10 protein-coding genes are annotated in these 13,575 nt (G+C 77.9%); 7 read left to right on the forward strand and 3 right to left on the reverse strand.

The window, feature by feature from the left end; all coding sequences use genetic code 11:
* Positions 1-92: 92 nt before the first annotated feature.
* Complete coding sequence (locus ACI78R_RS23080) at positions 93-1,928, reverse strand: NAD(P)-binding domain-containing protein (protein WP_457042429.1); 1,836 nt, start codon at positions 1,926-1,928, stop codon at positions 93-95.
* Positions 1,929-2,034: 106 nt separating this feature from the next.
* On the opposite strand from ACI78R_RS23080, the gene ACI78R_RS23085 reads away from it, so the two are divergent.
* The 5 genes from ACI78R_RS23085 to ACI78R_RS23105 all read left to right on the forward strand — a co-directional run bounded on the left by ACI78R_RS23085 (position 2,035) and on the right by ACI78R_RS23105 (position 8,482).
* Entirely contained in the window at positions 2,035-3,228 is a 1,194-nt protein-coding gene (locus ACI78R_RS23085; protein ID WP_457042430.1) for a GAF domain-containing protein, read from the forward strand.
* A 9-nt stretch (positions 3,229-3,237) separates the two neighbouring features.
* Positions 3,238-4,113: an acyl-CoA thioesterase gene (locus tag ACI78R_RS23090; RefSeq protein WP_457042431.1), complete on the forward strand. Its 876-nt coding sequence runs from the start codon at positions 3,238-3,240 to the stop codon at positions 4,111-4,113.
* A 126-nt stretch (positions 4,114-4,239) separates the two neighbouring features.
* The gene (locus tag ACI78R_RS23095; protein WP_457042432.1) at positions 4,240-5,205 is read left to right on the forward strand and encodes a patatin-like phospholipase family protein; all 966 of its coding nucleotides are present in this window, start codon (positions 4,240-4,242) and stop codon (positions 5,203-5,205) included.
* A gap of 59 nt (positions 5,206-5,264) precedes the next feature.
* A complete protein-coding gene (locus tag ACI78R_RS23100; protein ID WP_457042433.1) occupies positions 5,265-6,809 on the forward strand; it encodes an ATP-dependent DNA ligase in 1,545 nt (514 codons plus the stop codon).
* 77 nt (positions 6,810-6,886) lie between these two features.
* Entirely contained in the window at positions 6,887-8,482 is a 1,596-nt protein-coding gene (locus ACI78R_RS23105; protein WP_457042434.1) for a GGDEF domain-containing protein, read from the forward strand.
* A 138-nt stretch (positions 8,483-8,620) separates the two neighbouring features.
* Here ACI78R_RS23105 and ACI78R_RS23110 read toward each other — a convergent pair whose 3' ends face one another.
* Positions 8,621-9,772 carry a DUF4185 domain-containing protein gene (locus ACI78R_RS23110; protein ID WP_457042435.1) on the reverse strand — a complete coding sequence of 384 codons (1,152 nt, stop codon included), beginning with the start codon at positions 9,770-9,772 and terminating at the stop codon, positions 8,621-8,623.
* Between the two features lie 89 nt (positions 9,773-9,861).
* Here ACI78R_RS23110 and ACI78R_RS23115 point away from each other — a divergent pair, with 89 nt between their 5' ends.
* Positions 9,862-10,452, forward strand: a complete 591-nt coding sequence (locus tag ACI78R_RS23115; protein WP_073420060.1) for a peroxidase-related enzyme — start codon at positions 9,862-9,864, stop codon at positions 10,450-10,452.
* A 24-nt stretch (positions 10,453-10,476) separates the two neighbouring features.
* Here the strand turns inward: ACI78R_RS23115 and ACI78R_RS23120 are convergent, their stop codons facing one another.
* Positions 10,477-11,631, reverse strand: coding sequence for a glycerophosphodiester phosphodiesterase (locus ACI78R_RS23120; protein WP_457042436.1), 1,155 nt, complete (start codon positions 11,629-11,631; stop codon positions 10,477-10,479).
* Positions 11,632-11,795: 164 nt separating this feature from the next.
* On the opposite strand from ACI78R_RS23120, the gene ACI78R_RS23125 reads away from it, so the two are divergent.
* Positions 11,796-13,575, forward strand: a 1,780-nt coding sequence (locus ACI78R_RS23125) for a GAF domain-containing SpoIIE family protein phosphatase (RefSeq protein ID WP_457042437.1), incomplete at its 3' end; no start/stop codon positions are given.

Here is a 13,575-nt window from a genome sequence, read left to right on the forward strand (position 1 = left end):
CCGCGACCCCCGCCCGCCGCCCCGCGGGGGGGCGGGGCGGGGCGGGCGGCGGGGGGCGCGGCCCCGCCCGCCCCCCCCCCCCCCCGGGCCGCTCACCGCCGGTGGTGCACCTGCGCCTGCCCGTACACCGGCGTCGGGATGCCCACCTGGCGCGCCTTCAGCTGCAGCGCGAGGTACAGCGAGTAGTGCCGCGACTGGTGCAGGTTGCCGCCGTGGAACCACAGCGCCGGCTGGGCGGTGGGCTTCCACATGTTGCGCTGCTCGCCCTCCCAGGGGCCCGGGTCCTTGGTGGTGTCCGAGCCCAGGCCCCACACCTTCCCGACCCGGTCGGCGACCTCCTGGCTGATGAGGTCGGCCGCCCAGCCGTTCATCGACCCGTAGCCGGTGGCGTAGACGACGTGGTCGGCCGGGAGCTCCGTCCCGTCGTCCAGGACGACGGCGTCCTCGGTGAGCCGCACGACCTGCCCGTGGACCAGCGCGACGTCGCCGTTCGCCACCAGGTCGGCGGCGCCGACGTCGATGTAGTAGCCCGAGCCGCGGCGCAGGTACTTCATGAACAGACCCGACCCGTCGTCGCCCCAGTCGAGCCAGAAGCCGGCCTCCTCCATGCGGCGGTAGAAGTCGGCGTCGCGCTCCCGCATCTGCTCGTAGGCCGGGATCTGGAACTCGTGCAGGATCCGGTACGGGATGGAGGCGAAGGTCAGGTCGGCCTTCTCCGTGGTCATGCCTGCGGCCACGGCCTCCTCGCTGTAGAGGGCGCCGAGGCCGATCTCCATGAGGCTGTCGCTCTTGACGATGTGCGTGGAGGAGCGCTGCACCATCGTCACCTGCGCGCCGTGCTCCCACAGCGCCCCGCAGATGTCGAAGGCGGAGTTGTTGCTGCCGATGACGACCACCCGCTTCCCGGCGTACTCGTCCGGCCCGGGGTGGGCCGAGGAGTGGTGCTGCTCGCCGCGGAAGACGTCCTGGCCGGGGATCTCGGGCACGTTGGGCTTGCCGCTCATGCCGGTCGCCAGCACGAGCTCCTTCGGCCGGAGCGTGAGCTCCTCGCCGTCGCGGACCACCTGCACGGTCCACTCGCCGGCCGCCTCGTCGTAGGCGGCGCTGCGCACCTCGGTGGAGCCCCAGTACGGGATCTCCATGACGCGCACGTAGGACTCGAGCCAGTCGGCGATCTTGTCCTTGGGGGCGAAGACCGGCCAGTTGTCGGGGAACGGCAGGTAGGGCAGGTGGTCGTACCAGACCGGGTCGTGCAGGCAGAGGGACTTGTAGCGGCCGCGCCACTGGTCACCGGGCCGGGCGTGCCGGTCGACGACGAGGGCCGGGACGCCGAGCTGGCGCAGCCGTGCCCCGAGCGCGACGCCGCCCTGGCCGCCGCCGACGACGAGGACGTTGGGCTGGGTGGTGCGGCCGAGCTCGGCGTCCTCCCGTGCGCGGCGCTCGGCCCAGGTCAGCCGCTCCCGGTTGATCCCGTGCTCGGCGCCCTTCGGCCGGCCGGGCCCGCGCGGCTCCTCGTGGCCCGTCAGCTCGTACAGCGTGGTGAGGAACGTCCAGGCCCGCGGCTGCCCGTCCTCCTCGACGAGGCGCACCAGGCCCCGCCCCCGGCCGACCGCCGTCTCGAAGGTGAACCAGGCGGTGGTGACGCCGTCGTCCTCCGTCGGCTCCTCGCTGACGGCGAACCCGGAGGGGTCGGTGCGGTCGAGGGTGGCGGTGAGCAGGTCGGCGACGCCGGCCCGGTCCTCGACGGTGGTGATGTTCCAGGTGAACGCGACCAGGTCCCGCCAGAAGCTGGTGGCGGCGAACAGCCCGGCGGCGCGGTCCACGTCGCGGGCGCGCAGCGCGTCCTCGAGGTCGGCGAACCAGGCCCGGGCGCGGGTGGCCGGGGTGGTGGAGGGGGCCGTGGACGGGGTGTCGAGGGTCGAGGTCATGCGGGGTCCTCCCTGGCGAGCAGCACACGTGGTGTGATGTGCAGCACAGCACCCGCCGGACCTGCGGCGGGAGCGTTGCAGCGCATTGCACGCCGAGGAGGCGCCGGTGCCCGCGTGGTCGGCGGTCGCGCCCGGCACCGACCTGTCCACGCACGCCCGCGTGCTGTCCCGCGTGCACGACGCCGTCCTCGCCGGCGGCCGTCCGCCGGTGCGCCCGCGCCGGGTGGTCGAGCGGTCCTGGTCGCGCGTGCTGGGGCTGGGCATGGACCCCGACCGGCCCCGGCCGCGCGACCCGCTGCCCGCCGACGCGGTGCAGGCCCGCCGCCGCACCTCCGGCCTGGAGGCGGTGGTCGACGAGCTGCGGCAGGTGCTCGTCGGCGTCGCGGAGGCCTCGCACGGCCTCGTCGTCGTCACCGATGCCGACGGCGTGGTGCTGTGGCGGGACGGGTCGGCGGCCACCCGCCGGCACGCCGACCGGCTCGGGTTCGCCGAGGGCGCCACCTGGACCGAGGCCGCCGTGGGCACCAACGCCATCGGGACGGCGCTGGCCGAGGCGGCGCCGGTGCAGCTGTTCTCCGCCGAGCACTTCGAGGCCGCCCAGCACCCCTGGTACTGCTCGGCGGCGCCCGTGCACTCGCCGGTCACCGGGGAGCTGCTCGGGGTGGTCGACGTCAGCGGGCCCGCGCTCACCCTGCACCCGGCGATCGGGGCGCTGGTGGAGACCTCGGTGCGGCTGGCCGAGACCGGGCTGTGGCGGCGGCACGAGCAGCACCTCGACCGGCTGCGCCGCGCGGCCGGGCCGGTGCTGGGCACCGCGCGGGGGCCCCTGTTGCTCGTCGACGACGACGGCTGGGTCGCCGCCCGCTCCGGTGTCGCCGCGGGCGCCCGGGTGGCCGTCCCGCGGGCCGGCCGGCCGCTCGCCGTCGCCGGGCTCGGGCTGTGCACGCCCGAGCGGCTGGGCGAGGGCTGGCTGCTGCGCCCCGCGGAGGCCCGCGCGCCGGTGTCGGCCGAGCTCGACCTCACCGCGGCGCCCGTGCTGCGGGTGCGCGGCGGCGACGGCTCCTGGTCGGCCGGGCTCACCCGCCGGCAGGCGCAGGTGCTCGCCCTGGTGGCCGCCGCCGGCCCGGCCGGGCTCGACGCCGCGGCGCTCGGCCGGGCGCTGTTCGGCGACGACGGGCACGTGGTCGCCGCGCGGGCCGAGGTGTCCCGGCTGCGCCGCGTCGTCGGCGACCTGGTGGCGCCCGCGCCCTACCGGCTCGCCGGGGGCGTCGCCCTCACGGTGACCGGCGGGGGTGCTTGACTCCCCGCCGTGCCGCCGCCCTCCCCCCGCGCACCCCTGGCCGCGCTGCTGGACCTCTCCGACTCCGGCGACGACGTCCTGCGCGCCGCGCCGCGCGGCGGCCCCGCCGGGGAGCGCGCGTTCGGCGGCGCGGTGGTGGCGCAGTCGCTGGCCGCCGCCGCGCGCACGGTGGACGCCGGCCGTCCGGTGCACTCGCTGCACGCCTACTTCGTCCGCCCCGGTGACCCGTCGGCGGCCGTGGACCTCGCCGTCACCCGCGTCCGCGACGGCGGCAGCTACACCACCCGCGAGGTGACCGCCCGGCAGGGCGAGGCCGCCATCCTCGAGCTGACCTGCTCCTTCACCCGGCCGCAGGCCGGCCCGGAGCACCAGGTGCCCGCGCTCGCCGCGACCCCGCCGGAGGACCTGCCGCGGCCGGAGGAGGCGCTGGCCGACGCCCCCGCCCCCGTCCGCGCGTGGCTGGACTGGCTGGACCGGCGGCACCCGTTCGACTTCCGCTTCGACGGCCCGCTGCCCCGCGTCGCCGCCGGCCGCGGCGAGCCCGCGCCGCCCCGGCAGCGCTTCTGGTTCCGCTCCCGCGAGACGCTGCCGGACGAGCCGCTCGCGCACGCCGTCGCCCTCGCCTACGCCACCGACATGCTGCTGCTGGCCACCGCCGTCGCCCCGCACGCCACGGTGATCGGCGCCCCGGGTCTGGCGACGGCGAGCCTCGACCACGCCGTCTGGTTCCACGGCCCGGCCCGCGCCGACGACTGGCTGTTCTGCGAGCAGGAGAGCACCTGGGCCGGCGGCGGGCGGGCGATGTGCTCGGGCCGGGTGTTCGACCGCGGCGGGCGGCTGGTGCTCACCGTGGCCCAGGAGGGCATGGTGCGCGCCGCGCGGTGAGGGCATGGCGCGCCGCGCGCTGAGGGCATGGTGCGCCGCGCGTCGAGGGCCTGGTGCGCACCGCGCGCCGAGGCGCGCGACACCGCACGGCCACCCACCGGCCACCTCCGGTGCACCATGGGTCCGGTGACCCCGCGGACCCACCTCGTGCTCGGTGGCGGTGGCGCCATGGGCGCCTTCCAGGCCGGCGCCCTGCGCGCCCTGCTCGACACCGGCCTCGCCGTCGACGCCCTGCACGGCACCTCGGTGGGCGCGGTCAACGCCGCCTTCCTCGCCGCCGCGCCCGGTCCCGACCGGGCCGCGCGGCTGACCGAGCTGTGGTCGGACCCGGCGATGGGCCGGGTGCTGCGCCCGGGCTGGCCCGCCCGCGCCCGCGGCCTGGTCCGCTCGCTGCGCCGCGGCGCCGGGTTCCTCGACGACCGGCCGCTGCGCCGGCTGGTCGCCGACCACGTCCCCGCGCACGACCTCGGCGAGCTCGCCGTGCCGCTGTCGGTCACGACCACCTGCCTCGACTGCGGCGCGGCGGCCCGGCACCGCACCGGCCCGGTCGGCGACGTGCTCGCCGCGAGCTGCGCGCTGCCCGGGCTGTTCGCGCCCGTCCGGCTGCCCGACGGGCACCTGCACGTCGACGGCGGGATCGTCGACGGCGTCCCGGTGGCCGGCGCGCTCGCCGACGCGGGCCCCGACGACCGCGTGCTGGTGCTCGACTGCGGCCTGGCGCCGGTGACCGCCGTCGAGGGCCGCTGCGCCGCGCACCCCGGCGCCGCCGGCCCGCTGGCCTGCGGCGTGCCGGCCGATCCCGACCGCGACCCCTACGTGGCGCCGGTCGAGGCCGGCCCCGGCGCGCTGGACACCGTGCTGCAGGCGTTCACCGTGGCCCGCACGGTGGCCAACCGGGCCGCGGTGGCGGGCGCACTCGCCGACCCGCGGGTGCAGGTGCTGCCGCACGTCGCCGACGCCTGGGCCGCGGGCCTGCTCGACCGGCTGCCCACCGGCCCGCGCGACACCGGCGGCGCGCGGGCGCTGCTGGCCGCGGGCCGCGAGGTGACGGCGCGGTGGCTCTCGGCCGGCACCGAGGTGGCGCTGCGCTGACCGCGTCCGGGCCCGCGCGGGAGACCGGCGCTGTCGTACCCGGCTGCGAGCATGGCGGGGTGCTGCTCGCCGACGTCGTCGCCGCCTCGGCCGCGGTGGCGGCCACCCGCGCCCGCACGGCGAAGGCGGCCGCGATCGCCGGCGCGCTGCGCGCCGCCGGCCCCGGCGAGGTCGGCCCGGTCGCCGCGTGGCTGGCCGGCGAGCTCCCGCAGGGCCGCGTCGGCGTCGGCTGGCGCACGCTGTCCCGCGCGGTGCCGCCGCCGGCGGACGCGCCGTCGCTGACCGTCGCCGCGGTCGACGCCGCGCTCACCGCGCTGGCCGGCACCACCGGGTCCGGCGCGGCCGCCCGCCGCGCCGCGCTGCTGGGCGAGGTGCTGTCGGCCGCCACCGCCGACGAGCAGCGCTTCCTCACCCGGCTGCTCGGTGGCGAGCTGCGCCAGGGGGCGCTGGAGGGCGTGCTGCTCGACGCGGTCGCCGCCGCCGCGGAGGTGCCGCCCGCGGTCGTGCGCCGGGCGGCCATGCTCACCGGCCGCCTCGACGAGACCGCCGCCACCGCCCTGTCCGGGGGCGAGGAGGCGCTGGCCGCCGTCGGCCTGCGGGTCGGCCGCCCGGTGCGGCCGATGCTGGCCAGCCCCGGCTCCTCGCTCGACGCGGCGCTGGGCGACCTCGGGAGCGAGGTCACCGTGGAGCACAAGCTCGACGGCGCCCGCATCCAGGTGCACCGTGACGGCGACGACGTCCGGGTGTGGACGCGCACGCTGCGCGAGGTCACCGGCGGCGTCCCGGAGCTGGTCGAGCGGGTGCGGGCGCTCCCCTGCCGCACCGCCGTCCTCGACGGGGAGACCCTCGCCCTCGACGACGACGGCCGCCCCCGCGCGTTCCAGGACACGATGAGCCGCTTCGGCAGCGACGGCACGGACCCCGGCGACGCGGCCGCCGTCCTGCTCTCGCCGTTCTTCTTCGACGTGCTGCACCTCGACGGCCGTGACCTGCTCGACGAGCCGCTGGCCACCCGGCTGGCCGTGCTCGACGGGCTGCTCGCCGCCGACGACGCCGCCCCGCTGCGGATGCCCGGCGCGCGGCGGCCCACCGCCGAGGAGGCCGCCGCCGTGCTCGACGACGCGCTGTCGGCCGGGCACGAGGGCGTGGTGGTCAAGGCCCTCGACGCGCCCTACGCCGCCGGCCGCCGCGGCCGCGCCTGGCAGAAGGTCAAGCCGGTGCACACCCTCGACCTCGTCGTCCTCGGCGTGGAGTGGGGCTACGGGCGGCGCACCGGCAAGCTGTCCAACATCCACCTCGGCGCCCGCGACCCCGACGGCGGCGAGCCGCTCATGGTCGGCAAGACGTTCAAGGGCATGACCGACGAGCTGCTCGACTGGCAGACGGCCACCTTCCCGGCGCACGCCCGCACCGAGCACGACTGGGGCCTGGAGCTGCGGCCGGAGGTGGTGGTCGAGGTGGCCCTCGACGGCGCCCAGCGCAGCACCCGCTACCCCGGCGGCGTCGCGCTGCGCTTCGCCCGGGTGCTGCGCTACCGGCCCGACCGCACCGCCGCGGACGCCGACACCGTCGACGCCGTCCGCGCCCTGCTGGCCGGGGGCTGAGCGCGGTGCTCACCCGTCGGGGTGGTCCTGATCCGGGACGACTCAGTACCGGAGCCGGGGCTGCCGATCCCGAGGCCGTGACCAGTCTGGCCGTCCGGGAGGACCCGGTGCCCGCGGTACCCCCGCGGGCCGACGCCGGGGCGGCGCTGGCCACCGTCCTGGACGAGCTCGAGACGCTGTCCCGCTTCGACGCCGGCTCCGCCGCCGACCGCGCCGAGGCCGCGCTCGCCACCGCCCGCGAGCTCGGCCGCGCCGACCTCGAGCAGCGCGCCCGCCTGGTCTGCGCCGACCTGCTGCGCCGCCGCGGCGCCGTCTCCGACGCCGGCCGCACCGCCCAGGAGGTGCACCGCTGGGCCACCGACACCGGCCACCGCCACCTGCTGGCCCGCAGCTCCTTCGTGCTCACCGCCGTGTTCCAGGAGCTCGGCGACCTCGCCGGCGCGCTGGAGCACGCGGTCGTCTCGGTCGACCTGCTCGACGACGACGACCTGCCGGCGCTCCGGGTCGACCACCTGGTCCGGATGGCCGACGTGCTGGGCCTGTCCCGCGACCCGGCCGCCCCCGAGCGCTACGCGGCGGTGCTGCGGCTGGCCGAGGACCTCGGCGACGTCGACCGGCAGCTGCGCATCCTCAACAACCGCGCCTACACCGACACCCTCTCCGGCCGGTTCGAGTCGGCGCTCGAGCACAGCGACCGGCTGCAGGCGCTCGCCGCCGAGCACGGCGTGCCCCTCGACGTCGGCCGGCTCGACACCGTGGCCCGCGCCCTCATGGGCCTGGGCCGGCTGGACGAGGCCGAGGCCGCCCTGCTGCCGGGGCTGCGCGCGCTCGACGCCTCGCACGACGGCGACGCCGGGGCCGACTTCCTGCTCACCCTCGCCGAGGTGCAGCGCCTGCGCGGCGAGGTCGAGGCCGCCGGCCGCACGCTGGCCGAGTGCCTGCGCCGCTGCGCCGAGCACGGGCTGGCCTCGATCCGGGTGCGCGCCCGCGCCGAGCAGGCCGAGCTGCACGCCGCCGCCGGCGACCACCGCGCCGCGTTCGAGGAGCACAAGCGCTACGTCGCCGAGCTCGTCGAGCAGCAGTCGGCGCAGCGCGAGGCCCGCGCCCGCGCGCTGCAGGCGATGTACGAGACCACCGAGGCCCGCCGGCAGAGCCGCCGCTGGCGCGAGTTGTCCCTGCGCGACCCGCTGACCGGCCTGTACAACCGCCGGCACGTCGACGAGGAGCTGCCCCGGCTGCTGGCCGCGCCGGCCACCGCCGACGAGCTGGTCGTCGTCGCGCTGCTCGACCTCGACCACTTCAAGCGGGTCAACGACACCTGCTCGCACGCCGTCGGCGACGAGGTGCTGCGCACGGTCGCGGGCCTCCTGCAGGACACCGCGCTGCCCGGCGCCACCTCCTTCGCGGCCCGGCTGGGCGGCGAGGAGTTCGTGCTGGTGCTCGCCGGCACCGACGCCGACCGGGCCGCCGCGCACCTCGAGGACGTCCGCCGCGCGGTCGCCGCGCACCCGTGGGCGCCGCTCACCGGGGAGCTGCCGGTGACGATCAGCGTCGGCGCCGCGAGCACCGCGGAGGTCACCGACCGCACGCCGGCCCAGCTGCTCGGCCTCGCCGACGCCCGGCTGTACCGGGCCAAGCGCGCCGGCCGCGACCGCGTCGTCACCGCCGGCTGACCGCCCCTCCCCCGGCCGACGAGGTCGGGAGCGCGTCCGAGTGGGGCATGACGGCGGAGTCGGGACGGCGGTGTGCGCCGATGGCGTACTCCGGCCCGCGGAACGCACCCCAGGTACACATCGCCGACAGGTCACGGCCTAGGGCCGGGGCACCTCGGCGAACAGCGGCCGCCCCACCTCGGGCTGGGCGAGCAGCTGGGCCAGGTCGGTGGTGTTGCGCGACACCGACACCAGCAGCCCGCCCGACGCCAGTGGGACCTCCGGGTGGGCCAGCGGCGCGTAGGTGAGCCGCCCGGTGTCGTAGCCGGCCGGCGCCGGCAGCGCCCGGCTCGGCGTCCACGGGCCGGTCGGCTCCGGCGCGGTCCAGGTGTAGACGAAGTCGGCGAGGTCGCCGCCGCGCTTGGACACCGCCACCCACGTGTCGCCGACCCGGTCCACCGACAGCGTCTGCGACACCCCGCCGTCGGCGGGCAGCACCGGCGCGGCCGCGGCGATGTCGGGCTGCCAGGCGGCGCCGTCCCAGAACTCCCAGCGGGAGCGGTCGGCGGGGTCCGCCACCGGCAGCCGGGCGACGTACAGCTCCCGGCCGAACACCAGCGGCTCCCCGGTGAGCCGGGTGCCGTAGACGTAGGACCACCCGCCGCTCACGGTGGCGGCCGCGCCCCAGTTGACCTGCGTCGCCGACGGGTCGTCGGGCGTCACCTCCAGCACCTCGAGCGGCTGCGGCGCGCCGCCGTCGGTCACGGTGAACACCGCCGCGGAGGTGCCGCGGAAGCGGAAGTCGAGCAGGCCGCCGGTGCCGTCGCCGCGCTCGGTCCGCGCGCTCATCACGACGACGACGTCGTCGACGCCCCGGTACGCGAGCCCCGGCGAGGGCGGCAGCACGACCACCGACATCGGCCACTGCACCTGGCCGGCGGCCACGTCGGGCACCACCGGCCCCTCTCCCGGCGGCAGCAGCTGCGCGACGCAGGTGCCCGAGGTGAGCAGCACGGAGTTGGCCACCAGCCGCGGCTCGACGCCGTCGGCGCGGACGGTGTCGCCGAAGACCCACACCAGCCGGCCGTCGGAGAGCCGGGCGCTGGCGCCGACGTCGCCGGCTTGCCAGTACGGCAGGTCGCTGACCGCCACCACCTCGTTGACCAGCGCCGCGGACACCACCGTCGGCGACGTGGGCGCCGGGCAGGCCGGCTCGAGCCGGTAGGGCGGGGTGACCGCCGGCTGCTCGGCCGCCGTGCACCCGCCGGCCAGCACGGCGAGCGCGAGCAGGACCGACCTCCGGCGCGACACGGCCCCCACTCTGCCCGGCGGCGCCCACGGGCGGCCGGTCGACGGCGGGCGGTCGACGGCGGGCAGGGCGGCGCGGGAGGCTGCCCGGCGTGACCGCCGACACCCCGATCAGCCGCTTCCCCGTCGCCGACCCCGCCGGCCTGCCCGCCGACCTCGCGGAGCGCTACGCCGAGGTGCAGGAGCGCTCGGGCTTCCTGCCGAACGTCTTCGCCGCCCTCGCCTGGCGCCCGGACGAGGCCCGCGCGTTCTTCGCGATGCACGACGCGCTCATGGAGAAGGACACCCCGGGGCTGTCCACGGGTGACCGGGAGCTGATCGTGGTGGCCACCAGCGCGGCCAACGACTGCGCCTACTGCGTCGTCGCGCACGGGGCGATCGCCCGCATCCGCACCCGCGACCCGCTGCTGGCCGACCTGGTCGCCGTCGACTGGCGCAAGGCCCCCGTGTCGCCGCGGCTGCACGCGGTCCTCGACGTCGCCGTCCGGCTGGCCACCGAGCCCGCCGCCGTCACCGCCGACGACCTCGACCGGCTGCGCGGGCACGGCCTCACCGAGGAGGACGTCTGGGACGTCGGCGCGATCACCTCGTTCTTCGCCCTGTCCAACCGGCTGGCGCACTTCGCCGCCATCCCGCCCAACCCGGAGTTCCACCTGCTGGGCCGCGTCCCCCGGCAGCGGTGAGCCGCCGCCGGGGGACGCGGGCGCTCAGGCGGCGCGCTCACCCCGGGTGAACAGCTCCCGGGACACGACGGCGGCGTCGGGGTGGTCGGTGAACACCCCGTCGATGCCGGTCGCCCAGAACGCCAGCTGCTCCTCCACCGCCCGCCCGTGGCCGGCCGGGTCCGTGCCCTCGCGCAGGTCGGCGGGCAGGAAGGTGTTCTCGTTGCGGAACGTGTACGGGTGCACCAGCAGCCCGGCCGCGTGCGCGTCGTCCACGAACGACGACGGCTCACCCAGGCTGCCGTCGGCCAGCCGCGGGATCACCTGGTCCTTCTCCGGGCCCACGCCGTCGGCGTACGCCGCGATCTCCGCCAGGCCCCCGGCGGTGGAGAGGTCGGCGTAGGTGCGCGGGTCCCCGGCGGCCACCAGGTCGGCGGGCGCGCCGCTCGCCGACAGCAGCTGCACGAGCGGCACCTCGACCAGCGCGTCGAGGTCACGCAGGTTCGCCGTCTCGAACGACTGCAGGAACACCGGCGAGTGACGGCTGTCGAGGCCGGCGTCGCGGAGCTCGGCGACCAGCGGCTCCTCGAGGGAGAGGCCGATCGAGTCGAAGTAGGTGGGGTGCTTGGTCTCGACGTAGACCCCGATCTCGCGCCCCAGCTCCCGGCTGAGGTCGGCACGCAGGTCGAGGAACTCCTCGACCGTGGGCACCGGGTACAGGCCGTCGTGGAGCGTGTTCTCCTCGCGGACCTCGGGCAGCCGCTCGACCGCGCGCAGCGTCCGCAGCTCCTCCAGCGTGAAGTCCTCGGTGAACCAGCCGGTCAGCTCGACGCCGTCGACGGTCCTCGTGGTCCGCCGGTCGGCGAACTCGGGGTGGTCGGCGACGTCGGTGGTGCCGCCGATCTCGTTCCCGTGGCGGCACACCGGCACGCCGTCGGCGGTGCTGACGACGTCGCACTCGATGGAGTCCGCGCCCATCCGGGCGGCGAGCTCGTAGGCCGCCAGCGTGTGCTCGGGGCGGTACCCCGAGGCGCCGCGGTGGCCGATCACGAGCAGCTCGCCCTCCCCGGCGGTGGGTCCGCCGCCCGGCGCGCCGCCCGGGGGCGCGGCCGACGCCGGGACGGCGGATCCGAGCAGGACGGCGAACAGTGCGCCGGCAACACCGGCGACGCCGGCGCGGCGACGCGAGAGACGGGTCACGAGGGCCTCCGCGGGCTCGGCCGGCGGCCCTCGCCGGGCGGCCCGCACGGCAGCCCATCCTGTCGGGGTGGACGGCCTGCCGGCGGCGCGGCGAACACCCCGTGAATGACCGGCCCGCCCCGGTGGGCGGCCGGGATGTCCGCCCCGGCGACTACCGTGGCCGCGTGACCAGCGAGGACGACCCGGCCGACGATCCGGCGGACGATCCGGCCATCGCCGACGCCGACCTCGACCGGCTGGCCACCCTCGTCCGCACGATGCTCGACGTCCCCACCGCGCTGGTCACCCTCGTCGGCCCCGACGAGCAGGTGTTCCCCGGGGCCGTCGGCCTGCCCGACGCCTGGCAGCAGCGCCGCCGCACGCCGCTGAGCCACTCCTTCTGCCAGTACGTGCGGGCCACCGCGCGGCCGCTGGTCGTCCGCGACGCCCGCGAGGTGGAGGTGCTCGCCGGCAACGGCGCGATCGCCGACCTCGGCGTCGTCGCCTACTGCGGCGTGCCGCTGGTCGGGCCCGACGGCGACGTGGTCGGTGCGGTCTGCGCCATCGACGGGCGCCCGCGCGACTGGACCGACACCGACGTCGAGGTGCTCACCCAGATCGCCGGGCTGGCCGCCTCGGAGCTGCGCCTGCGGGCGGCCATCGCCGGCGCCCGGCGCACCAGCGAGCAGAACCGGCTGCTGCTGCGCTTCGCGGAGGCGCTCGCCGACGCGGCCACGCTGCCCGACGTCGCGGCCGCGGTGACCGCCGCCGCGGCCGACGCGCTGGGCACCTCGTGGACCTGCCTGGCACTCGTCGACCCGGCCGGGCGGCGCCTCCAGCTCGTCCCGTCGGCCGGCGCCCCGGCCGACGGCGACCTGCCGTCGCTGCCGCTGGGCGTCGACTCCCCGCCGACGGCGGCGCTGGCCACCGGGCGGGCGGTGTTCCTGCCCGACGCCGCGGCCGCGGCGGAGCGCTTCCCCGACGCACACCCCCCGGTCCCCTCGCCTCCGCCGGTCGGCGCCTCCGCACACCTGCCGCTGCCCGTCGCGGGCTCGGTGCCGGGCACGCTGAGCCTGGTGTGGGCACAGCCCCGGCAGTTCTCCGCCGTCGAGCAGGGGCTGGTGCTGGCGCTGGCCCGCTACACCGCGCAGGCGGTGAGCCGCGCGGCGCTGCTGGCCCGGCAGGAGTCGGTGGCCACCACGCTGCAGCGGGCGCTGCTCGGCGAGCTGCCGTCCCCGGCCGGCCTGGAGCTGGCCGCCCGCTACCTGCCCAGCAGCGCCGGGGCGCAGGTCGGCGGCGACTGGTGGGACGCCTTCGACGACTCCGACGGCGCCACGGTGCTGGTCATCGGCGACGTCTCCGGCCACGACGTGCGGGCCGCCGCCACCATGGGCCAGCTGCGGGCGATGCTGCGCGGGTTCGCCTTCGAGGGCGGCGAGCCGCCGTCGCTGGCGCTGTCCCGGCTCGATGCGGCCGTCGGCGGGCTGCGCACCGGCGCGCTGGCCACCGTCGCCCTCGCCCGGGTGGACCGCTCGGACGGCGGCCGGGTGCTGTCGTGGACCAACGCCGGGCACCCCCCGCCGCTGCTGCGCTCCCCCGACGGCCGCGTGGAGGTGCTCACCGCCGCCACCGATCTGCTCGTCGGGCTGGATCCGCAGAGGCCCCGGCACACCCACCGCGCCCGGCTGGAGCCCGGCAGCACGCTGCTGCTCTACACCGACGGCCTGGTCGAGCGGCGGCGCACCGACCTCGACGAGGGCATCGGCCGGCTCGCCGCGGCCTTCGCCGAGGCCGGCGACCGGCCCCTCGACGCGCTGCTGGACCGGCTGCTCGAGGGCGTTCCCGGCTCCACCGACGACGACGTCGCGGGGGGGGGGGGGGGCCGGGGGGGGGGGGGGGGGCGGGGGGCCCCGCCCCGGGGGGGCCCCGCCGCGGGGCGGCGGGGGGGTGGTGGGGTCGGGGGGG

The organism is Geodermatophilus sp. SYSU D01106, assembly GCF_054049995.1.

Excerpts from the sequence above, each read along its gene's own strand:
- ACI78R_RS23080 (WP_457042429.1), bottom strand. The coding sequence starts at position 1,928 with ATGACCTCGACCCTCGACACCCCGTCCACGGCCCCCTCCACCACCCCG.